Genomic DNA, 22,419 nt, shown 5'->3' on the forward strand with positions numbered 1-22,419 from the left:
AAGCTTACAGGGGATATGCGCGGTGTGCTGAGAGCAGCTTGGCTTGGTCCACCTTCTCTCTAGGCGTACTCGCTTGCCAGAATGAGGAATACGCTGGACGTCCAGGTGAAGGCGCGGTCACGCAGCCCCGCTCCCGTCAGGGCATCGAAGTTCTCCGCCATGCCGCTCGCGGCGGCCATGCGGCAGAACCGCTGCGCCGCCGTACGCGCCAGCTCGCTCTCGCCTGCCGCGGCCAGGCCGTCGACGAGCAGCAGCATGACAGGCGCCCAGATCGGTCCGCGCCAATAGCCGTCCGCTTCGTAGAAGGCGCTGGCGATACTCTCCGTGGCGAATCCGTGCTCCGTCAGGAAGCGCCCCTCCCGCTTCAGGCCCTCAAGCAAGGTCCGATAGACATCCTCCGGCAGCCGCTTGCCGAGCAAGATCGGCATATAGAGCAGCAAGCTGTCTCCTTGCGGCAGCCGCTTCTCGTCTCTCACCCAAGCGACGAACTTCTCTCCATCCCAGAACCGCTGCAGCATCAGCTCTGTCAGCTCTTCCGCCTTCCGCCGCCATTGCGCAGCCTCATCCGGCTTCCGAAGCCGGCTTGCCAGCAACTCCAGCGTCTCGCATTGCAGGATCAGGAAGGCGCATAGCTCGGGCGTCTCTACCGGTCCGCCATCCAGGAAGACGGTGCTGTTGTCCCAGCCGCAATCATTGCCATGCTGGTATTCCGGTATGCCGTTCCCGTTATCGTCGCGCTGCTGGAACCACCAGTTCGTCCAGCGGCATAATGGGGTGTACGCTTCGGCCAGACGCCCCTCATCGATCCAATCCGATCGCTCCAGCATCCAGCGCAGCGTCCAGCCGTGAATCGGCGGCTTGCAGCAGTTCCACAGCGCATATTTGTCATTGATGAAGTCCGGCAGCGCTCCGCTCTCTTCTTGCACATCGAAGAAGATCATGAACTGATCCCAGGCAAGCTGCGGCTGACCCTGCACGAGCGCCATCGCATTGAAGCAATGGTCCCAGCTCCATATGTTGGTCATCCAGTTCTTGGACATATACATCGCCGGTCTTGACAGCAGCCCTTGCTGCGGAACAACGCATGACCATGTAATGTAAGCGGCGAGCAGCCGCGCTTCTTTCCATTGCTTCTCATGCACCGGCAGCGTGCGTCCCACCCATTCCCGGAATGCGTCGCCCGCTTCTTGCATCGCCTCTTCCATGACGCTCGCCTGCTCCGTGAATGGCGGACGCACGGTCCAGAATTGCTGCAGGATCGCTTCCGCCTCAGACGGGCTGTCGCTGGGCTGCCTTCTATCATCATGCGGCTGCAGCTCGGCGACGACGTAGGAGCAGCGTGTGCCCGACCATGGCGCCTCGACCTTCAGCCCGCCTTGAAGCGCTTGCAGCATGAAGCGCGATTCCGTCGTGAAGTGGTTCACCTCCCACCGTCCGTCGCTCATGGGAGAGGCATAGTCGTAGCTGCCTCCCGTCATGCTCAGCCTTATCCCTACTCCGGAAGCCCGCATCCGCAAGGAGCGCTCTCCCGTTATGCACAGCTGCGCATCGCCATGGCGGCTCGAGATCGTAACCCCCTCGGGGGCGGCTGTAATCTGGATCTCCTCTTGTTCAATTGGCGAGTATGCGCCGCCGTTGTCGCAGCTGCGGATCAGCTGAATTCGGAATACAGCTCCGTGGCTCAGATCTCCGCCGTGCACCGTTCGAATATACAGACCGTCGTCCATCGCCTTCACCCCTTTCAAGGGCGAGACGACCAGGAATGAACCGTATCGGCTGTAAGGCACTTGCTCGATTGAGAATTTCATCGCTTATCCTCCTCGTATGCTAATCGTGTGTGTTGAAAGAGTGAACGGGGTGTTGTTTTGGTGGCATTTCTTCGGTCTCGGCGCTCCAGGTCTTCTACTAACTGGATTTTTTGTACTTATTGCAGTTGGAATCGCCATTTTCGCTCCCTCTAAATGGAAAACGTACAGTTGAATCAGCTCATAACGGGGAACTGCTCGTCTTACGGTGAATTTAATAGCATAAAATCCAGTTCATGGTGACAATACGGGTACTTCAAAAAAACTAATAGCAAGAAATCCAGTTGTTTGGGTCAATGTTGGAATGATAAAAATGCGGTCTGGCTCGCAAACTCACTCCCAAGGCCCGAAGAAGATAATTTGAATATATATACTATTTAGAATAGTGGATTTGTCACGTTTCGAAGACTTGCTTGCACATCCTATTGTTCTCCATTTTGTTCGGAATGTGGGGAAGCGTGGGGCAATCTCTTCTTTTTGTCCGACTTGATTCGTCATTTTGTTAGGCTTGAGTATGAAAAAGAAAAACGCCTGACTGTGTCCTGCTCTCTTCCTGCACACGCATCCTTTCGGCGCTCCAATTTAGGAATTGCACTAATCCGGCCCGCACGCACAATTTCGGCACTCCAGTGTAGGATTTGCACTAGTCCGGCTCACACGGGTCTATTCACAGGCGTCAGGTATTGAACTCGAAAATTATAAACTCTATATAGTTGAGAGAAACGCCTGGCGACATCCTCCATACATATTCCCAAGTTGCAACCGAGATCACATCGCTTACAGCTCACCGTTGAGGTGAAAGACAACTCCAACCCAAAATTTTATGAGAAAACCTCTATCGAGGCCTTTCCAAGATGAGCGACCGCGTTCAAAGGTTGGTTTTATCGCCAATAAGAATTTTGGATTTCGAGCATCTCGAAAACTTATAAATTCTTATGTGGTAAATTCTGATAAAAAAGCCCCTTCCCGCATCCTAGAAGGACGGTAGGCTACCATCCCGGATACGGCAAGGGGCTTGCTTCCTTGCTATATTATTCGTCTTGTCTAACGGCTCCGCTCCATATACTCCGCAATCCATGCCGCCGTCTGCTCCAGCACCTCGTCGGCCCGGCCGATCGCCGCTTCGACTTGCGTCTTGCCTGTGCCGCCGTATACGTTGCGGGCGTTCACAACCTGCTCCGGCTGCAGAATAGCGTAGATGCTGTCGTCGAACAGCTTGGAGAATTGCTTGAACTCGTCCAGCGTCAGATCCAACAAATATTTGTTCTGCTCGATGCAGTAGAGCACCGTCTTGCCGATAACTTCATGCGCCTGGCGGAAAGGCATGCCCTTGCCGACCAGGAAGTCCGCAATATCCGTCGCATTGGAGAAGTCCTGATTGACGGCCTTGCGCATCTGCTCCTTGTTCACCTTCATCGTCGCGATCATAGGCGCGAACAGCTGCAAGGCGCCCTGCAGCGTCGTTACCGTATCGAACATGCCTTCCTTGTCTTCCTGCATGTCCTTATTGTAGGCAAGCGGAAGGGACTTCAGCACCGTGAGCAAGCCGAACAGGTTGCCATATACGCGGCCCGTCTTGCCGCGCACCAGTTCCGGCACGTCCGGGTTCTTCTTCTGCGGCATAATGCTGCTGCCGGTACAGAAGGCGTCATCCAGCTCTACGAAGTTGAATTCTGTGCTGGACCACATGATCAGCTCTTCGCTGAGGCGGGACAGATGCATCATAATAATGGAAGCGTGCGACAGGAACTCCAGGATGAAGTCGCGGTCGCTTACCGCGTCCAGACTGTTCTCGTACACCGCATCGAACTTCAGCTGCTCCGCTACGAAGTGGCGGTCGATCGGGAACGTCGTGCCGGCCAGTGCTCCTGCTCCAAGCGGCAATACGTTGATCCGCTTGTAGCTGTCCTGCAGCCGCTCGATGTCGCGTCCGATCATGGACACATAAGCCATCAGGTGATGCGCGAACAGAATCGGCTGTGCGCGCTGCAGATGCGTGTAGCCCGGCAGAATCGTATCCGTATTCGCCTTCGCCTGTTCGACCAGCGCGGATTGCAGCTTATGCAGCATGTCTACGAACTCCACGACGCGCTTGCGAAGCCACAGATGCATGTCCGTCGCGACCTGATCGTTGCGACTGCGTCCCGTATGCAGCTTTCCGCCGACAGAGCCGACATCGTCAATGAGCGACTTCTCGATATTCATATGAATATCTTCGTCGCCGATCGTGAATTCGATATCGTTGCGCTTGATGCGCTGCAGTACGCGATGCAAGCCGTCCTTAATCTTATCTACGTCGTCATCGGACAGGATGCCTTGCTTGCCCAGCATCGTCACGTGCGCCAGACTGCCCTGAATATCCTCCTCCGCCATCTCCTTGTCGAACATGATGGAAGCCGTATACTGCTCCACCAGCTGATCTGTCTTCTTCGTAAATCGACCGCCCCATAATTTACTCACTGGTCTAGCTCTCCCTTCCGGATGCAAGGGACGGAAGCTTGTCGATGGACATGATGTTATCCATGCAAGCTTCCGCCTTTATCCGCTCTATATTATTTGTTTTGCTCCACGCCCGACGACACTTTCAGACGCAGCGCGTTCAGCGCGATGAAGCCTGCCGCATCCCCTTGATCATAGGCCTGGGAAGGATCAGCCTCCATTGTCGCAATGTCCGGATTGTACAGGCTGACCGGGCTCTGTACGCCGGCGCCGATCACATTGCCCTTGTACAGCTTCAACCGGACGACACCCGTCACGTTCTTCTGCGACTCCGTTACCAGAGCCTGCATCGCCAGACGCTCCGGCGCGAACCAGAAGCCATTATACACGAGCTGGCTGTATTTTGCGATCAAGGAATCGCGCAGATGCATAACCTCGCGATCCATCGTCAACGACTCCATCTTGCGATGAGCGGTGAATAGAATCGTGCCGCCCGGCGTCTCGTATACTCCGCGACTCTTCATGCCGACGAAGCGGTTCTCCACCATATCGACACGGCCGATGCCGTGCTTGCCGCCCAGCTCGTTCAGCTTCTCCATCGCTTCCAGCGGATTCATCTCTACGCCGTTGATCGCCGTACAATTGCCCTGCTGGAACGTCAGCTCCACATATTCCGCCTCGTCCGGCGCGCGCTCCGGAGATACGCTCAGCACATACATGCTTTCGTTCTCTTCGGAGCTGGCATCGAACCACGGATCCTCCAGCATGCCGCTCTCGAAGCTGATATGCAACAGATTGCGATCCGTAGAATAAGGCTTCGCCGCCGATGCCGTTACCGGGATGCCATGCTTCTCCGCGTAAGCGATCATCTCCGCACGTCCCGGGAACTGGTCGCGGAACGACTCCAGACGCCAAGGCGCAATGACGCTAATCTCCGGTGCAAGCGCCGCAGCGTTCAGCTCGAAGCGAACCTGATCGTTGCCTTTGCCCGTTGCGCCATGGGCGATCGCCGTCGCGCCTTCCGCACGGGCAATCTCCACCATCCGCTTCGCGATCAGCGGACGGGCGATGGAAGTGCCCAGCAAGTATTGCCCTTCATAGAGCGCGCCCGACTGGAACATGGGATAGATGAAGTCTTGCGCGAATTCCGCACGCAGGTCATCGATATACACTTTGGAAGCGCCGGTAGCCAGCGCTTTCGCTTCCAGTCCGTCCAATTCGTCCTTCTGGCCGATATCCGCGGTGAATGCGATGATCTCGGCATCATAGGTTTCTTTCAGCCATTTCAGAATGACCGACGTATCCAGCCCGCCGGAATAGGCGAGAACTATTTTTTGCTTAGCCATGGGCCAACTTCCCTTCTCTATTCGTGTATATAGTGATTGCTTAGGACATAATCGCCGCCATAATCGCTTTCTGCGCGTGCAGACGGTTCTCCGCCTGGTCGAAAATGATGGAATTGCCGCCGTCGATGACGCCCTCGCTCACTTCTTCGCCGCGATGCGCCGGCAGGCAATGCATAAACAAGTAATCCGCCTTGGCGTACTTCTCCAGCTCTTCGTTCACCTGATAGTTGGCGAATGCCGCTTCGCGCTCTTTCTGCTCCTCTTCCTGCCCCATGCTGGCCCATACGTCAGTGTAAACGATGTCCGCATCGGCAATCGCTTCCTTCGGATCGCGCACCACTTCCAGACGAGAGCCCGTCTCCGCCGCGTTCGCCATCGTCTGCTTCACGATGTCGGAATCCGGCTCGTAGCCTTCCGGAGTCGCGATCGACATATGCATGCCAAGCTTCGCTGCGCCCATCATCAGCGAGTGAACCACATTGTTGCCGTCGCCGATGTAGGCCATCTTCAGCCCTTCCAGTCGTCCTTTATGCTCGTAGATCGTCTGGAAGTCGGCCAGCGCCTGGCACGGATGGGACAGATCTGTCAGGCCGTTAATGACCGGGATCGTCGCCCCTCTTGCCAGCTCTACTACTTTGCGATGAGCGAAGGTGCGGATCATAATGCCGTCCAGGTAACGCGACAGCACCTGAGCCGTATCCCAGATCGGCTCGCCGCGGCCGATCTGCAGATCGTTGCTGCTGAGGAACAGCCCTTGTCCGCCCAGTTGATACATGCCGACCTCGAACGAGACGCGGGTACGGGTGGACGACTTCTCGAATATCATGCCCAGCGTCTTGCCCTTCAGCAACTGATGCGTCTCGCCGGCTTTCTGCTTCGCCTTCAGGTCGATCGCCAGATCGATCAGGTATTGCAGCTCCTCCTTCTTGAAATCCACCAGCATAAGGAAGTCGCGTCCCTTCATGCTCTGCGCCAGCTCTTCATTAATTGCGTGCATGGAATATCCCCCTTCAGCTTGATGCCTTCAACAGCTCTTCTAGTATCGCTACCGCTTCATCTATCTCCTCGCGCGTCACCAGCAGGTTCGGCAACAGCCTCACTACTTCCGGTCCCGCGGATATGACCAGCAATCCGCGCTTCTGCGCTTCCGTCAGCAAGCCGGCTACCGGCCCGGCGCACTGAATACCGACGAGAAGGCCAAGCCCTCTTACTTCCTGTACAAAAGGAGCTTCGGCCAGCTTCTCGCGCAGCTGCGCTACCAAATACTCCCCCTGCTCTGCCGCCCGCTGGGACAGCCCTTCGCCGACAATTGTCTCCACTGTCGCCTTCACGACCGCTGTAGAGATCGGCGTGCCGCCGAAGGTGGAGCCATGGCTGCCCGCTCCGAACGCTTCGCGCAGCTCTTCCTTCGCTACCATGGCACCGACAGGGAAGCCGCTTCCGAGCCCCTTCGCCAAGGTGAAGATATCCGGCTCGATGCCGTAGTGCTCATGAGCGAACAACTTGCCTGTCCGTCCCATTCCCGTCTGAATTTCATCTATAATCAGCAAGATGCCATTCTGCTCGCACAACGCTTTCACCTGCTGCACATAAGCCGGATCTACGGGGTTCACGCCGCCTTCCCCCTGCACCAGCTCCATCATAATGGCCGCAGTCTTGTCGCTGACCGCCGCTTCCAGCGCCGCGAAGTCATGCAGCGGCAAGTGCGTGAAGCCCTCCGGCAGCGGTGCGAAGCCTTCCTTCACCTTCGCTTGTCCCGTCGCCGTCAATGTAGCCAGGGTGCGGCCATGGAAAGACTGATGGAACGTAATGATCTCATAACGTCCATTGCCCTTCACCAGCTGATGATACCTTCTGGCCAGCTTGATCGCGGCCTCGTTCGCTTCCGCTCCCGAGTTGCAGAAAAACACTGCATCGCCGCAGCTGTTGTCCGTCAGCAGCTTGGCTGCCTCCACTTGATTCGGGATTTGGAACAGATTGGATACATGCCACAGCTGATCCAGCTGCTGCACAAGCGCTTCCTTCACGCGCTGCGGGGCATGCCCCAGATTCGTTACCGCGATGCCGCTCATGAAATCCAAGTACTTGTTGCCCTTGTCATCCCACAGCCAGCTGCCCTCGCCTTTCACAAGCGCGATGGGATAGCGGGCATACGTAGGCAGCAGCGATTCCGCCGCCGATACTGTCTTCGTCTCGCTCATAACGCTCCTCCTTCGCTTGCCGTAATCCGTGTGCCGACGCCGCCTTCGCGCACCGCGCGCGTAAGCACGCCGGGCTCCTGTCCACTTACGATGACGACCTCTTTCACTTGACCGTGAATGCACTTCATCGCTGCGCGTACCTTCGGAATCATCCCGCCGTAGATGTCGCCGCTGGCGATCATCTCTTCGATCTCTGCCGCCGTCACCGACGGAAGCACCCGTTTCTTACCGTCGATCTCCTTCATAATGCCCGGCACATCGGTTACGACGATCATGCGCTCCACGCCCAGATGACTGGCAACCGCGCCCGCGGCCGTATCCGCGTTAATATTATAGCGCTGGCCCGAAGCGTCGATTCCGATCGGTGCGATAACAGGAATATAATTCATCGCCATAACGCCCTCGATCAGAGAGGCCTTCACATCCGTCACGTCGCCCACGAAGCCGATCTCATCCGCATTGTCTACCGGCGCAGCCGTAATCAATCCGCCGTCCACTCCGGACAAGCCTAAGGCGTCCGCTCCGCTTTGCATGATTTTGCGGACAATCTCCCCATTGATCGCGCCAGCCAGCACCATCTCCACCACGTCCAGCACTTCGTCGCTTGTAACGCGCAGCCCGTTCACGAACTCCGAAGCGATGCCCAGCTTCGTAAGCGACTCCGAGATCGCAGGTCCGCCGCCATGCACAATCACCGGCTTCACACCGTCTTGCTGAAGCTCCTTCAGCTCCTGGAAGAATCCGTCCGGCAGCGCCGCCAACGTGCTTCCGCCGCACTTCATGACAAACCGTTGTTCCATTATCCCTTCAACCTCCACCGTCTTCCCGCTATGTCCGATATGCCGCGTTAATGCGGACGTAATCGTAAGTCAAGTCACAGCCCCACGCCGTTGCCTCGCCATCAGCCATATGCAGGTCTACGTAGATATGAATCGTGTCGCCCTTCAAATATTCCAACGCTATCTCTTCGTCGAAAGCGACCGGCCGCGATTGCGTCAACGTCACGATATCGCCAATAGATATGTCTACCGTATCGGGATTGATCGGTTCTCCCGCACGTCCTGCCGCCGCAATAATGCGTCCCCAGTTCGCATCCGCCCCGAACGCAGCAGACTTCACAAGCGACGAACCTACGATCGTCTTGGCAATCGCGCTGGCCGACTCGTCGCTCACGGCGCCGCGCACCTTCACTTCCACCAGCTTGGTGGCGCCTTCCCCGTCTCTTGCAATCGCCTTGGCCAGCACCTCGCACACATAGCGCAGCGCCGCCTCGAACGCAGCCCAGTCCTGGTGCCCGCTCGTCAGCTCGTCATTGCCCGCCAGACCGCTCGCCATCGCGACGAGCATATCGTTCGTGCTGGTGTCGCCGTCCACCGTAATCATATTAAAGGTCAGGTCCGTCGCCCGGCGCAGCAGCCCTTGCAGCGCTTCGCCGCCGATACAGGCATCCGTCGTCACGAAGCCGAGCATTGTCGCCATATTGGGATGAATCATGCCGGAGCCCTTGGCTGCGCCCGCCACATGAACGGTACGTCCGTCCAGCTCCAGCTTGACGCAAACCATCTTCTGCACCAGATCTGTCGTCAGAATCGCCTGGCAGAAATCATCTGCGCCTTCCGCCATCGCACTCATACCGGCAGGAAGCCTGTCGATGCCTTCGCGAACTTTATCCATCCGCAGATTCTCGCCGATTACGCCCGTCGATGCCACAGCCACTTGATCGGCCGATACACCGATCGCCTCGGCGAACCGGGCGCGCATCTCATAAGCATCCGCTTCGCCCTGCTTGCCCGTGCAAGCATTGGCATTGCCGCTGTTCACCAGCACGGCGCGCAGCATGCCGCCCGCTCCGATGCTCTCCCGGGTTACCTGGAGCGGAGCGGCCTGGAAGACATTCGTCGTATATACGCCTGCCGCCGCTGCCGGCACCTCGCATACGATCGCGCCCAGATCATAGCGCGTCGTTTTTTTCAAGCCGCAGTGCAGTCCGCCCGCCTGAAAGCCTTGAGGCGTCGTAATGGAGCCGTCTGCCACCAGTTGAAACGGTTGATGAATTTGTTCCTGTCCCATTATGGATCGTTTCCCCTTCGTTATGGATATGCCGGGACGAACTGCAGACCTAGCGTCTCATCCCATCCCATCATGACGTTCATATTCTGAATAGCCTGCCCTGCAGCGCCCTTCACCAGGTTGTCGATTACGGAAACAATCGTTACCCGATTCGTCCGTTCATCCACCGCAAAGCCGATATCGCAATAGTTGGAGCCCCATACTTCCTTCGTAGCCGGCCATTGTCCCTCCGGACGAATGCGCACGAAGGAGCGCCCCTCATAAAACTGCTTATATAGCCCAATAAAATCGCTCAAGCTGCGGTCGCCCTGAATCGTCGCGTACATCGTGGACATGATGCCGCGCGTCATCGGCACGAGATGCGTGGTGAACGTCGTGACGACCGGCTCCCCTGCCGCATCGCCAAGCACCATCTCAATCTCCGGAATATGCTGATGCTTGTTTACCTTGTAAGCTTTGAAGTTCTCATTCAATTCGGAATAATGAGTGCCTAACGAAGCTCCTCTGCCGGCGCCGGAGACACCTGACTTCGCATCGATTATAATGGACGCCGGGTCGATCCAGCCCGCTTTCACTGCGGGCACCAGACCAAGCAGCGTAGCTGTCGGATAGCATCCCGGGTTGGATACGAACGATGCTCCGCGCACGTTGTCGCCATATATCTCCGCAAGCCCGAATACGGCCTGCTCCAAATAAGCTTTATCCGCCGCCGGCTTGCCATACCACTGCTCGTAGAGCTCAGGTGACTTCAGCCGGTAGTCTCCGGACAAGTCGATTACCTTCAGTCCCGCCTCAAGGTATTGCGGCGCCAGCTTCGACGCCACGCCTGCCGGAGTGGCCAGGAAGACGATATCCGCCTTCTCCTTGATCTTCGCGGGCTCCACATCGTCCAGCAGCTCTTCGCGAATGCCCGCAAGATGCGGATAACCGTCCGTAATCGGCGTTCCTGCGCTGGAGGAGGAGATGACGGAGGTCACTTCCGCTTGCGGATGGGAAGCCAGTAGACGGATCAATTCCACGCCTCCATAGCCTGTCGAACCGACGATTGCGATTCCCGTTTTGTTGCTCATGCGATCCTCTCCTTCTGTCTGATTGGTAGATGAAGCTTCTCTATCTGTCTATTCCTGTTCTTCTGAATAGAAATACATGCTTATGTATATCCGACCGTCTTCACGCGGTCTTCTTTGCATTTCAGGACACCCGTCCTACAACACCTTATTTTACATCAACAATGAGACGAATGAAATACGAGTTGACATTGTATTATTATACATTCGTATTAATAATAATACAATGCATAATGCGTGGAGATTTATTCCGTCAGAAAGGGGATTATTACAGAAACAACGTCGCATTGCAGCCGAGGTAGCCCCGCCTGTGGTTACACTTCCGCCCCCCTTCCACTCTGCAACTAAATGATACCTGAGAATGAGCAAGAAAAAAACCGAACGAAAATCAGGAGTGGATACCTGAAATTTGTCGGCTCAGTGGCGAACTATAAGGATGCAATGCAGACTTTAAGTGCGGAGTGGAAGACTTACATTGTGGGTTACAGTTCGCAGACGGGCGATGACGTGTTTTTGATCTCCGTTTCGAATGATGCAGCTGTTCCAGTTAATCCCATGCATTTATCAGAGTGAACGTTATCAAAAGATCCCGAAGGATACAATTGTGACGCTCAACACGCCTTGGTATGAAGGTCCCCATTGAGCAGATGAATACGAAACCTCTGCCGTCAATTGGTTACTCCCATTAACCGACAATGTCACAATCGGAGGTAATGTTCCGGGCTCCACATTTACAGATGGCGTCCCTGTTGTTAAAGTCAAACCTTGACAATAAAAATCTGTTTTTAGAATTTTCGCCCCGTTGCCCGAAGAATTGGCCCTGCCGCTAAATTTCAAAGTACCGGTCAGCATCGTTCCGGCAGTCAGTGTCCCCAGTACGACAGATTGCGATGACGATGCGGCAGATAGAACGATGTCCGCTCCATAAATGTGTTCTTTATTATTTATCGCTCTTCTTTGGTCAACTCCGCAAAAATTGTTGCCATTCTGGGATTTGCTTCCTATTTGCTGCTGCTCGGCATAAATATACCCCATTATGACGTCACCATTCCCAACAAACGGAACTCTGACATATTCGCTTGCTGAATGAGTGCGCGCTAATTTCCCAACGAATCGCATAGGCTCAGCAGGCCTGACTCCCGGTTCATTTTGGTAAAAATCACGGCCTACTGTAGCGGTATTGGAGCCACCTATCGAATCTTTATTCTGTCTGGCACTGTATATTCTGTTATTGAAGCACCCTGCCGACCTGACAAATATTTCACCTGCCGAATTGCTCTGTTCAGAATAAATCCACAACTCCGACCCTAATGACTTTCCAATGTAGACAGCGTAATTTGTTGAGCTCGGCGACTCCGTCCAGTTAGCCTCACAATTCCAGAATCCGCGCCACTGACGCATAGCGGACGCATCATCTACTCTTATGCCCTCCCTTCCATTCCCATAAGCGCGTATCCTGCTATCAATCACACTGATGTCATCCTGACTCCCGATCACATGTATTCCTCGACCTCCGACTTGAACATTGACGTCATGGCGAGAGCCATTCATTTGGACTGCTGTTGACTCAAAAACGATGTTGTCTCCTTTGAATTCAGTACTTCTCCCTTCGATATTGTGCCTTGCATTGAGAACCCGCACACCGCAAGCAGTTCCCGAATATGTGCCCGTGTATTTATAACCTTCTGCCGGCTTAAAGTTCATTCCTGCAATCGTTTGATAGTGAAAACTCCCTTCGATCAGGAATGCGTCATCGTCATCAAACGCCGCTTCAACAGCCTTTCCCAGGAAATCCAAATGAATAGGCGCATAGTTTATTGTGGTTTGCGTGCGCAATTTCGAGCCGATTCTGTATCCTTTAGCGTCAAGATCCACCACTCCCTTAAGATTATTTTCTCTACAGAAATCTATCCATGTTTGCAGAGCTTCATAATCATCCGCAACCAAATCACCGACGGCACCGAATTGCGAAGGCATAACAGATATCGCATTTATCCAAATCGTACCTGATGGCATGTGAGCCACCTCCGATCTTTATAATAGGACTCATTTGTATCCTGAAATTACTCACCGACATTGCTCCCGTTGGCATTGTACCACTCCGTCCAGATCTGAATTGCTTTGTCGCCGCCCGCTTCACGCCAACGTTTAACATAGTCGTCCCACGCGCTATCCACCTCAATGTTGCCAAGAACCGCCTTGGTTACAAACTCGATAGTAATCTTGTCCAGATTTGGTTTATCGGCAAATGGAGGTAGCATTGCCTGCAGCCGATCGATCTCTCCTGAATGATTGCCTAGGACCAGATTATCGATAACAGACTTTGCATAAGTAGACTCCATATAGGTTTGTACTTCAGGGGTAACGTTCCCCTGCTTTACTAATGAATAGATCGAGCTTAGAATATGCAGCTCCTCCATCCCCTCTTTTACCACTTTCCCCTCGACCATATTATAGTTCACGCCTTCAACTCCAAGATATGTGTACTTGGTGCCCTCAGGTGAAAGTGCCCAATCGAACATATCCATCAGTCTGTCAATGTCTTTAGTCTGCTTAGGTATCGCGATATAGTGTCGATTAGTTGATACATACTTGAACTTGGCCTGTTCTCCGTTATTCATAAGCGGAAGCTCCACAGCCGTATACTTATCCATGGCTTCCTTCGGAATTTCATTGCCAGAGGCTAAATGCCAGAAGTTAACGAACATTCCGTATTTGCCCGACTTGATCTTATCACGGAAAATCGGTGTCGTTATAGTCGGAAATTCATTGTCCATGATTTTTTCTTTGACTAGCTGACTGAGGAACTTGATGAGCTCCTTATATTCCGGTAAGATCTCCGGCGGCGTCACCTTGCCATCAACAATCCGATACCGCTCCGCATCAAATGCCGCTTTAAATACGCGCCCTCCTGTCCCTGTCGGAACGGACGTAACCAGTAAACCATAGGTATCATCCTTCCCGTTTCCGTCCGGGTCATTGTGTGCAAAAGCTTTCAAGACTTTATAATATTCATCAATACTTGTTGGCACCTCGAGTCCCAGATTATCCAGCCAGTCTTTGCGAATATAGACAACCTGATTAAGTCCATCCTGACGATTGAACGGGAACGCCCATATGTTATCGCCTTCACTGACAGGCAGCCAAGCATCTGCCGGCATGTTCTTCTTAATGTTCGGGTAACGCGCGGTATCGTTGATATAAGGCGCGAGATCCTCGAGCAATCCATCAGCGGCCAATTGCTTCATCTTGGCAATGTATGAATCGTCCGTCATGAACGCATCCGGATATTGCCCGGAAGCCAGGAGAATATTTAGCTTTTCATAGTATTGCTCCATTCCTGGTGATTCCAGCTTGATCTCCACACCCGTCCTCTCTTTGATATAGCGGTTGTAAATGTTGTCCGTTAATGATAGCCCCTTGAGATCTGTTGCAATAGCGAATAAAACATTGAACGTTGCCGCCCGTTTCGGATCGGCCGTTGTGGCGGACTGATCTGTGGACTGATCTGCGGACTTGTCTTCAGGCTTGATATTCTTTTCATTGCTGCAGGCTGCGAGCAGAATGACTCCAAGCAGTACTGAAATTAAACCAATTACAACCACCTTACTTCTGTTGCGCATACTTTTCCTCCTCATGTGATATTTGGGTTAACGCCCCACATATGAAGCGCTTACATCAATCATCTGCGAATAAGCACGTTCAGCCAATTTACAATACTTTGGATTCATGTCGTTTTGGTCAGATCTTGAAAAAAACTGAATAATTAGTAAGCTTCCTGAAATGTTCTACATCCTGCTGCCATTCTACATACGTTCTGACGCATGCACATGCCGGTACTCACTAGGCGTATGGCTATGCTTCTTCTTGAAATTACGAATAAAGGAATGAACGGTCAAATATCCGCATTGTTCGGATATTTCCTGCACGGTCAGGCTGGTTTCTTTCAGAAGAATAACCGCTTTGTTAATGCGCAGGTCGTTTACGTAATCCAAGAAACCAATGCCCAGTTCATTTTTAATCAATGTGCTTAAATAGGTAGCGTTCATCTTCAGTTCATCGGCGAGCATCGTCAGCGATAAGTCTGTGTCAAAATGCTGATGAATATAGTCCATAATCAAGCGCAACGTTTTGTTGCCGGTGCTTGCTTCTTTTTTGTTGCGATAGGCAATGATTCGTTCACACACATTCAGGATATAAACTTCCTTATCCTTCAGATCCTCCAAGCTGTACAAGGTAATGAATAGATCCTCATGGAATATATCCCCGATCTCATAACGAAACTCGAGAATCACTTTAACAAACGCATACATCAAGTTGGAGGAAACGGCATGAATGAGATCAGGGGAGAAGGAATCCGCAGCAATAATCAAACTGAATGTGCGTTCGAGCTCTTCGCTCAAGCCTTGCAGATCTCCGGTCTTCAACTGCTCACTCATCCGGTTCACGGATTCGAGAGGGTACTGATTGAGACTGACTCCCCCTGAGGGCAGATTTCGGTAATGGATTATCGCTTCCTTGCCGTATATCGTTTTATACTGAAGCGTCCGCAAGCATTGGTCATAGGCAAGATGCACCTGTTCAATTCCATCGCAGCTATCACTTAATGCTGCACACACCGTAAGTTGAAAGTTATCCTTTACTTCCTTCTGTATATATTGAATCGTTCGTTCCACCTGAATCATCTGCTCGTTCCAGTCGTCCCCGCTTTCTACAGGAATCAATATTCCAATCTTCTCAAATTCCGATTGAACGACGCTGATGCCTTGATCAATCATGAACATCCATTTAACAGTGTTAAAGATCAGCTTGTTCGTATAGAAGCGATCCTGCTGCGAAGTGGAGAGCAGGTGCTTAAAAAAATCATCAATCTGCAGCACAACGACTGCATAGTGCGGTGCATTCAGTTCAAGACCGAGCTCTACCAGCTTAGGCTTCAGCAGTGAATAGCTTTGCTTGCCCGACAGCAGACTGGATACGGCCACATGTCTTAGCTCATCCATATTGGTAGAGAGATTGCTCCGATAGTAGTCCAGAGGCTTGGAATACCCCCTCTTGATAAGTCGAAAGGAATAATAGATCATACACGCACAAATGAGCAGAATAGCGGCAATATACCCTACGCTTGGTCTCTGATGAACCTTGGACTCGGGTAATATAAAGATGATTTTCAGCCCTATTGCGCTAGGTTTATCGGAAGCATAATAGAAGTGGGAATCCGTTCGGAAGCTCTGCTTATGGATAAGCGATTCGAGAATCAAGTCCTTACGGGAAAGAAAGGTTTGAAACGAAGCTGCATCGGAATGAGCGAGAACACGATTATCCGTATCCAACAGAACGATTCCTTGCCCCTGGTCAGGAAATACGGACAATAGCGAGGCTACCTTCAAATTGATGACAAGTATTCCTTTGTCGGAATAGGCAGGCACGTTTGTTACATAGGACAGTACGGCAGGCGTATCGGCTTCTTTCTCATGCTCTCGATAGTACAATATCGTCTTCTCGCCAGATTCCTGAAATTGCTGAAGAACGGAGCCGTTTGGAAACTCCGCCTTGCTCGAAATCATATAATTGGTTGCTAACACCTTGTCCTCAACGGAATTATACAAATAGAAAGAGGCAATCTCCGGATAAAATTGCTGTATGCCCAAGAACTTCTTCTGAATCTCACCCAGCACGTAGTAATCTGTCTCAGAGCCAATCGGAGCCGAAATCCAACTGGAGATTAGTGGGTCAACAGAAATTTGGGTATATACCGAATTTACTTTGTTATCAATAATTCGTATCGAGGAGGCAAGCGCTTCGTTAATATTCTGAAATGTCTCCATCTGCTGCTTGGCGGAATGAATGCGAGACACCGCATTGTACATGAAGAAGCTGGCTGCCACTACAGCCAGCGATATAGTCATATAGATGAGCAATATTTTGCGGTCCAGATTAAGCTCTCGTATCCCTTTACTTTGCATTGAATGCCTCCGCTTTCGCAAATAGATTATCAACCTTTGACTGCTCCAATCATAACCCCTTTAATGAAATACTTCTGGATAAACGGATAGAGCAGCAACACAGGCAAGGCCGAAAGGAAGATGGAAGCCGTGCGAAGAGACAACGAGGAAACATTCCCATCGAAAGTGGAATCACCAAGCAAGGCTTGCACCTCTTGACGGACAACCATATCCCGCAAGTAAACTTGCAAAACTTGCAAGTCATAGGAATTCAAATAAATTACGGCATCCATAAACGAGTTCCAATGATTTACCGCTATGAATAATCCTATCGTAGAAACCGCAGGCAATGATAGCGGCAAATATATTCTCCAAAATATATAAATATCGTTAGCTCCATCAGTCCTCGCGGATTCCTCCAGACTTGAAGGGACTGATTCAAAGAACGAACGCAACAGGATAACATTCCATGTACTTATCGCACTTGGAATAACCAGCGCCCAGATCGTATCGATCAAGCCCGTATTCTTAACAATCAGATAGGTTGGAACGATACCTCCATTGAAAAGAAGCGTAATGATGATAAAAATCAAAAACAATCTTCTGCCCGGCAAGTATGACTTGGACAGCGAGTAGGCAATTGTGAGTTGAAGCGCCAGGTTCAATACAGTCCCAAGCAGCGTACGCTCAATCGTAACGATGAATGAGTTGATGAATTTGTCATTTTTTAATATTTCGACATAGGCATCGATTGTAAAGCCTTTGGGGAACAACATGAGCTTACCTTCCTCAACCAGATCCGGGTTGCTGAAGGAGGCTACGATCACATAATAAAACGGAATAAAGGAGGCGATCGAAAACAAAATGAGAAATACAGCAATGCAACTGCTAGTAAATGAAGGAAGTTTATTCCTTGATGTCAACATTATATCACGTCCTCTCTCTTACCATAACGAGATGTCACTTGTTTTCTTGGCTACCTGATTGGTCATATAGATGAGTACGAATCCGACAGCCGCTTGAAATAAACCTACCGCCGTCGTCATGCTGAGCTGGGCATTCTGCAACCCCATCCGGTATATATAGGTGCTGAGAACGTCGGCAACATCGTATACGGCCGGGTTGTACATAATATAGATCTGCTCAAAACTGACATCCAGCATATACCCTACCCTTAGAATCAGCATTAATATAATCGTGTTGCGTATTCCCGGCAATGTCACATACAGCAGCTTATGCCATCTGTTTGCACCGTCGATCGTAGCTGCCTCATACTGCTCTTGATCGATCCCGGCCAACGCTGCCAAATAAATAATCGCCCCCCAGCCTGCTTCCTTCAAAATAGAGGAAACAGTAATAACAGAACGGAAGTATTCCGATTTGGTCATAAAATAAATCGGCTCTCCTCCAAACAGCATAATAATCTGGTTAATGATTCCCTCCTTAGGACTTAGCAGTTGAACAATCAAACCGCCGAATATAACCCATGAGAGAAAGTGGGGGAAATACACAATTGTTTGAATCGCGCGTTTAAACACCATCTGCTTCAACTCGTTCAGCAGCAGGGCAAGTATAATGGATGAAGTGAATACAAACATAAGACTATACAAATTGATTAGCAACGTATTCCGGACAATCAGGTAGAAATCAGGAGAATTGAAGATAGTATGGAAATGCTTCAATCCGGCCCAGGGGCTTCCCCAAATTCCTTTTACAAAGCTGTAATCCTTAAATGCAATAATGACCCCGACCATAGGAAAATAGCGGTATACTAAATACCACAGCACACCTGGTAACAACAGCAAATATAAATATCTGTACTTATACAAATCGATCATTCGAAGCCGCATGTCTGTTCTCCTTTCTGCCAATGGATAGGCACCTATTTTATTTTTTCTTACTATAATTAGAATCGAGGTCGTCGAGATAGCCGACCAGCTTCGCAGGAACACCCTGCATAATTGCATAATCAGGTACATCCTTAGTTACTACAGAACCCGCATGGATGATGGCTTTCTTACCGATTTTGACTCCGGGAGCGATACAAGCTCGGGTGCCGATAGCAGCGTCCGCACCGATATGAATCAGGTTGGCCTGATTGCCGCCCTTATAATTGCGCAACGCTGCACTGTATATATGCTGGTTGGGAGAGAGACTGACATACGGGTGCAGCGTTACACGATCGTCAAGAATCAAGCCGATCCCCAGTTCCGAGTCGGAAGGCCCCAAGTACGAGTAACAACCGATCCGAACTCCTTTGCCTATCCGATAGAAAGGCTTATGATACTCAAGAATCGCGCCATAGCCAACGGATAAGTCATCCCCGCATTCGCAGCCCGCCCGAGTCAGACACTCTCTGACCCATACTCCGCGCTGAAGATCCCGCTTGGGCTGTTGAATGGAAGTCAGCAGTTCCTCCACCTGGTTCATCATTGATTCATGCACACTTCTCCTCCCCTTCCGAACTGAGTGGAATATAGCAAATACAGGGCCAAATCACTCATCAGCCATATGCGCCAAAGCTCGCCAGTCTGACCTCCATTGTCGTCATAAACAATCCCGTCATCAGTTACCAGCCGTTCCGTAATAAACTTCATTCTCGATGAAATGAACGGTTGGCAATTCATGATATCGTGAAGAGCGAGCATGCAAGCGGGAAGCATGACATTGGGGCGGTTGATAAATTCTTGGCGGCTTTCGTAAGCGTATTGGATGGTTCCGTATGCAGATGTCGCAGTTGAGAGGGAGAGCAATCCTTCTCTCATCACGGATTCGAGCTGTTGATTGTGCGTAATCCTGTAATAGGGCTCCAAATACAATAAAATCATCGCTTGAAAAAAAAGACTGATTCCTGGCCGTTGAACCGAAGTATCTGCTCGATCGGGCAATCGTTCGCTATAAGGCCACCAACCTGGATAATGGGCGCCGAAACGGTCCAGCAGATTGTGCAGGTAGGGCTTGGCTTCGTTTAATAATGCGGAATCATCCAATAGCTGGCTTGCTCGTGTATACGCAGCAACAACCATCGCATCTCCATTCAGAACATCTACAGTGGAGGAATATGCGGGCCCATAATCTCTTTTCTTAATGACTCCGGGATATACAGTAATCGCGTGCTGGCGCAGGTAACCAATCGCACGACGGGTTGATCGTTGTACGTCTTGCAGCAGCGAGCCATCCATTACACCGCTTGCAGAGAAGTAATAATACACATCGAGTACAGTTGCAAGATCAACCTGATCTTTGACAGGGTTGCCTGGCCCGGCGATCGGGTCGGGTAAGTTCCATTCAAAGGCACCTGACAAATGCTGCTGATCCAGAACGTAACGGAGTATTTGAACGGACTTCTTCAATATGACGTCATCTTCTTCAAGCAGTCCGAAGACCAGATAACCAAGTCCGATATCTGCCGCCAGACGGGCTGAGAAGGGACGCCCTGAGCTTAAACCCATGTCTTCGTACAGAAAATACAGTCGTTCCTTCTCGCAAACCTCTCTGCTCTTCCAATACGAGATAAGTTTCTGAAGTGTTTTCAATACGGACTCACTCATGATTATCATTCCGATCGTAATATTTAATAATGGATGCAGGATTGCCGCCAACCAACACATGATCCGGAACATCCATTCGTACGAATGAACCCGCTGCAACGGTACTTCCTGCCCCAATGACCACACCTTGAAGCAAAGTAACATGCGCCGCTAGCCAACAGCCCTCGCGGAGAACCGTGGTTGCATCACTGTCACCAGCCATAAAAGTTACATAAGGGCCGATTAGAACATGATCCTCCACAATGAGAGGGATGTCCGGAATATACACATAACGACCAAGATACACACCGCTTCCGATCTGGATCAATTTGGGATTGACCGTTATCGTGCCAAAATCTGCAGTAAAGTCATCACCGCACGCCGCGAAGTACGGTGCCATCTGCTGCCCTCTGGATTTGCAGGACGAGCTTAATGTTTGCTCCATGAACTGCTTCATGATTTCAACCCGGTCTGGTTCATTGCCTTGATGGTTTGATTTCACTGATTTAATATTCACTACCTATCCATCCTCACTATTGAACCTCCAATGATGTTGCCTCCGTCCGTTATCGTTACACCCGCCTCCAACGTTACTCTAGGGCCTATTGTCGCTTCATTGCCAATACGTGTCGCAATGGGACCTGACGGTACTTCGATTAGCCGACAAGTCAAACTATCAATGGAAAAGAAACTGCCAATATTCGTTCGGTTCCCTATGGAAAGCATGCTCATAACACTTTCTCCATCTGTTCCTCCCCCATTCAACACACTGTAAGCCCCAATCGTAACATTATCGCCAATCTCAAACCGTGTATTAGAAGTCGACCAGATTACTCCAACTCCCACAGATAGCCGATCTCCGCAGATAGAACCGTTCTGGACGAGCCATTCTCTGATGAGCTCTCCGCGGGCGAGATTGCGATTCGGTGACTCCAGCAATACATTTGATTGTTCTATAAGCCCTATCTCATTCCATAACCTCATACCTTCCTTCTCCCTTCTATTCATGATGAATAAAGTCGTAAAGATTCTTCCTTGTTCAGACTACCCCCGCATGAGTCCGATGGTAAATGAACAATGTATTTGATTCATGTTTAAAATATTGGATTCAGAATAAATCGACTCATTTGATACCAGAACCTTGCAGAGACAATGGGTTTTAACCCATCAAAAAAGCCTCCCCGAAGGAAGGCTCCAACCGTATATGTAATTCTAAACGTTCATCCCTATTTCTCAGCAATCTCCAACAGCACATCCCGTTCGCGGCACGCGAGAGCGAGTTCATCATTCGGCATGGCGTCTGTTATGATTCGCTGCACGCCGGAAAGCGATGCAAAGGAAATGAGTACATTCGCTCCGAACTTCGTATGGTCTATGACGACATTGCTCTCCTTCGCCTGACGGATCGCAATCCGCTTGATCTCCGCTTCATAGATGTTGGAATTGCTGAAGCCATGCTCGGCACTGACGCCTGTAGCGCCCAGAAACACCCGGTCGAAAGCCATGCCGGCCAGCATGCCGGCCGCAACAGGGCCGACAAGCGAATTGGTCGCCTCCACATGCATGCCGCCCGTCATCAGCACAGGCATACCCTTGCCGGACAGCTCCGTCACCACATTCAGCGCATTCGTCACAACGGTCACATTCCTGTTCGGCTCCAGATAGCGGGCGATCTGCGCCGTGGTCGTGCCCCCGTCTATGAAGATCGATTCCCCGGACTGAACAAGCGAAGCCGCATGACGGCCGATGCGAGCTTTCTCCTCGATCAGCACCCCCGTCCGTTCCTGCAAGGCGATATCTTTCCCCACGAAGATCACTCCGCCGAATGTCCGCTTAACCGCGCCCGTTTCCTCCAGCCGCTCCAGATCACGGCGAATTGTCATCTCCGTTACACTGTAAGTCTCCTTCAGATCGGACACTCTAAGCTCGCCTTCGCGAGTAATATGATCCAGCATTTGCTGCTGCCTGTCATTTAATTTCGCATATGCGTTCCCTTTCATCCCCTGCGGCCTCCGA

General features: G+C 51.4%; 18 protein-coding genes. All 18 read right to left on the reverse strand.

Going from position 1 to position 22,419, the window contains the following annotated elements:
* Window positions 1-59: 59 nt before the first annotated feature.
* The gene (locus tag M6D81_RS06680) at window positions 60-1,808 is read right to left on the reverse strand and encodes an amylo-alpha-1,6-glucosidase (protein WP_262676064.1); all 1,749 of its coding nucleotides are present in this window, start codon (window positions 1,806-1,808) and stop codon (window positions 60-62) included.
* Between the two features lie 1,041 nt (window positions 1,809-2,849).
* A complete protein-coding gene (gene argH, locus M6D81_RS06685) occupies window positions 2,850-4,265 on the reverse strand; it encodes an argininosuccinate lyase (RefSeq protein WP_262676065.1) in 1,416 nt (471 codons plus the stop codon).
* Between the two features lie 92 nt (window positions 4,266-4,357).
* Window positions 4,358-5,590, reverse strand: coding sequence for an argininosuccinate synthase (locus M6D81_RS06690; protein WP_262676066.1), 1,233 nt, complete (start codon window positions 5,588-5,590; stop codon window positions 4,358-4,360).
* Window positions 5,591-5,630: 40 nt separating this feature from the next.
* Window positions 5,631-6,587 carry an ornithine carbamoyltransferase gene (gene argF / locus M6D81_RS06695; RefSeq protein ID WP_262676067.1) on the reverse strand — a complete coding sequence of 319 codons (957 nt, stop codon included), beginning with the start codon at window positions 6,585-6,587 and terminating at the stop codon, window positions 5,631-5,633.
* A gap of 13 nt (window positions 6,588-6,600) precedes the next feature.
* Window positions 6,601-7,791 carry an acetylornithine transaminase gene (argD, locus tag M6D81_RS06700; RefSeq protein WP_262676068.1) on the reverse strand — a complete coding sequence of 397 codons (1,191 nt, stop codon included), beginning with the start codon at window positions 7,789-7,791 and terminating at the stop codon, window positions 6,601-6,603.
* Complete coding sequence (gene argB / locus M6D81_RS06705) at window positions 7,788-8,591, reverse strand: acetylglutamate kinase (RefSeq protein WP_262676069.1); 804 nt, start codon at window positions 8,589-8,591, stop codon at window positions 7,788-7,790. The genes argD and argB overlap by 4 nt, the downstream gene beginning before the upstream one ends.
* Window positions 8,592-8,619: 28 nt before the next feature.
* Entirely contained in the window at window positions 8,620-9,861 is a 1,242-nt protein-coding gene (gene argJ / locus M6D81_RS06710; protein WP_262676070.1) for a bifunctional ornithine acetyltransferase/N-acetylglutamate synthase, read from the reverse strand.
* Between the two features lie 20 nt (window positions 9,862-9,881).
* The gene (argC, locus tag M6D81_RS06715; protein WP_262676071.1) at window positions 9,882-10,931 is read right to left on the reverse strand and encodes an N-acetyl-gamma-glutamyl-phosphate reductase; all 1,050 of its coding nucleotides are present in this window, start codon (window positions 10,929-10,931) and stop codon (window positions 9,882-9,884) included.
* 576 nt (window positions 10,932-11,507) lie between these two features.
* On the reverse strand, window positions 11,508-12,944 hold the full coding sequence (locus M6D81_RS06720; protein ID WP_262676072.1) for a hypothetical protein: 1,437 nt from the start codon (window positions 12,942-12,944) through the stop codon (window positions 11,508-11,510).
* A gap of 47 nt (window positions 12,945-12,991) precedes the next feature.
* Window positions 12,992-14,551 carry an extracellular solute-binding protein gene (locus tag M6D81_RS06725; RefSeq protein WP_262676073.1) on the reverse strand — a complete coding sequence of 520 codons (1,560 nt, stop codon included), beginning with the start codon at window positions 14,549-14,551 and terminating at the stop codon, window positions 12,992-12,994.
* 183 nt (window positions 14,552-14,734) lie between these two features.
* Entirely contained in the window at window positions 14,735-16,894 is a 2,160-nt protein-coding gene (locus tag M6D81_RS06730) for an AraC family transcriptional regulator (RefSeq protein ID WP_262676074.1), read from the reverse strand.
* Window positions 16,895-16,923: 29 nt separating this feature from the next.
* The gene (locus tag M6D81_RS06735) at window positions 16,924-17,799 is read right to left on the reverse strand and encodes a carbohydrate ABC transporter permease (protein ID WP_262676075.1); all 876 of its coding nucleotides are present in this window, start codon (window positions 17,797-17,799) and stop codon (window positions 16,924-16,926) included.
* Between the two features lie 18 nt (window positions 17,800-17,817).
* On the reverse strand, window positions 17,818-18,723 hold the full coding sequence (locus tag M6D81_RS06740; RefSeq protein ID WP_262676076.1) for an ABC transporter permease: 906 nt from the start codon (window positions 18,721-18,723) through the stop codon (window positions 17,818-17,820).
* Between the two features lie 37 nt (window positions 18,724-18,760).
* A complete protein-coding gene (locus tag M6D81_RS06745; RefSeq protein ID WP_262676077.1) occupies window positions 18,761-19,318 on the reverse strand; it encodes an acyltransferase in 558 nt (185 codons plus the stop codon).
* Window positions 19,303-20,424, reverse strand: a complete 1,122-nt coding sequence (locus tag M6D81_RS06750; RefSeq protein ID WP_262676078.1) for a hypothetical protein — start codon at window positions 20,422-20,424, stop codon at window positions 19,303-19,305. The genes M6D81_RS06745 and M6D81_RS06750 overlap by 16 nt, the downstream gene beginning before the upstream one ends.
* Window positions 20,417-20,920: an acyltransferase gene (locus M6D81_RS06755; RefSeq protein ID WP_262676079.1), complete on the reverse strand. Its 504-nt coding sequence runs from the start codon at window positions 20,918-20,920 to the stop codon at window positions 20,417-20,419. Before M6D81_RS06755 ends, M6D81_RS06750 begins: the two co-directional genes overlap by 8 nt.
* The gene (locus M6D81_RS06760) at window positions 20,920-21,387 is read right to left on the reverse strand and encodes an LbetaH domain-containing protein (RefSeq protein ID WP_262676080.1); all 468 of its coding nucleotides are present in this window, start codon (window positions 21,385-21,387) and stop codon (window positions 20,920-20,922) included. Before M6D81_RS06760 ends, M6D81_RS06755 begins: the two co-directional genes overlap by 1 nt.
* A gap of 242 nt (window positions 21,388-21,629) precedes the next feature.
* Complete coding sequence (locus M6D81_RS06765) at window positions 21,630-22,403, reverse strand: DeoR/GlpR family DNA-binding transcription regulator (protein WP_262676081.1); 774 nt, start codon at window positions 22,401-22,403, stop codon at window positions 21,630-21,632.
* Window positions 22,404-22,419: the final 16 nt, after the last annotated feature.

Origin of the sequence: Paenibacillus sp. J5C2022 (assembly GCF_025567625.1) — a bacterium.
In the GTDB taxonomy this organism is placed as follows: Bacteria; Bacillota; Bacilli; order Paenibacillales; family Paenibacillaceae; genus Pristimantibacillus.

Bases quoted from the DNA above. Each gene is read 5' to 3' on its own strand.
- M6D81_RS06680 (WP_262676064.1), bottom strand. From the start codon at position 1,808: ATGAAATTCTCAATCGAGCAAGTGCCTTACAGCCGATACGGTTCATTC.
- M6D81_RS06690 (WP_262676066.1), bottom strand. From the start codon at position 5,590: ATGGCTAAGCAAAAAATAGTTCTCGCCTATTCCGGCGGGCTGGATACG.
- argF (WP_262676067.1), bottom strand. From the start codon at position 6,587: ATGCACGCAATTAATGAAGAGCTGGCGCAGAGCATGAAGGGACGCGAC.
- argD (WP_262676068.1), bottom strand. From the start codon at position 7,791: ATGAGCGAGACGAAGACAGTATCGGCGGCGGAATCGCTGCTGCCTACG.
- argB (WP_262676069.1), bottom strand. From the start codon at position 8,591: ATGGAACAACGGTTTGTCATGAAGTGCGGCGGAAGCACGTTGGCGGCG.
- argJ (WP_262676070.1), bottom strand. From the start codon at position 9,861: ATGGGACAGGAACAAATTCATCAACCGTTTCAACTGGTGGCAGACGGC.
- argC (WP_262676071.1), bottom strand. From the start codon at position 10,931: ATGAGCAACAAAACGGGAATCGCAATCGTCGGTTCGACAGGCTATGGA.
- M6D81_RS06720 (WP_262676072.1), bottom strand. From the start codon at position 12,944: ATGCCATCAGGTACGATTTGGATAAATGCGATATCTGTTATGCCTTCG.
- M6D81_RS06725 (WP_262676073.1), bottom strand. From the start codon at position 14,551: ATGCGCAACAGAAGTAAGGTGGTTGTAATTGGTTTAATTTCAGTACTG.
- M6D81_RS06730 (WP_262676074.1), bottom strand. From the start codon at position 16,894: ATGCAAAGTAAAGGGATACGAGAGCTTAATCTGGACCGCAAAATATTG.
- M6D81_RS06735 (WP_262676075.1), bottom strand. From the start codon at position 17,799: ATGTTGACATCAAGGAATAAACTTCCTTCATTTACTAGCAGTTGCATT.
- M6D81_RS06740 (WP_262676076.1), bottom strand. From the start codon at position 18,723: ATGCGGCTTCGAATGATCGATTTGTATAAGTACAGATATTTATATTTG.
- M6D81_RS06750 (WP_262676078.1), bottom strand. From the start codon at position 20,424: ATGAGTGAGTCCGTATTGAAAACACTTCAGAAACTTATCTCGTATTGG.
- M6D81_RS06760 (WP_262676080.1), bottom strand. From the start codon at position 21,387: ATGAGGTTATGGAATGAGATAGGGCTTATAGAACAATCAAATGTATTG.
- M6D81_RS06765 (WP_262676081.1), bottom strand. From the start codon at position 22,403: ATGAAAGGGAACGCATATGCGAAATTAAATGACAGGCAGCAGCAAATG.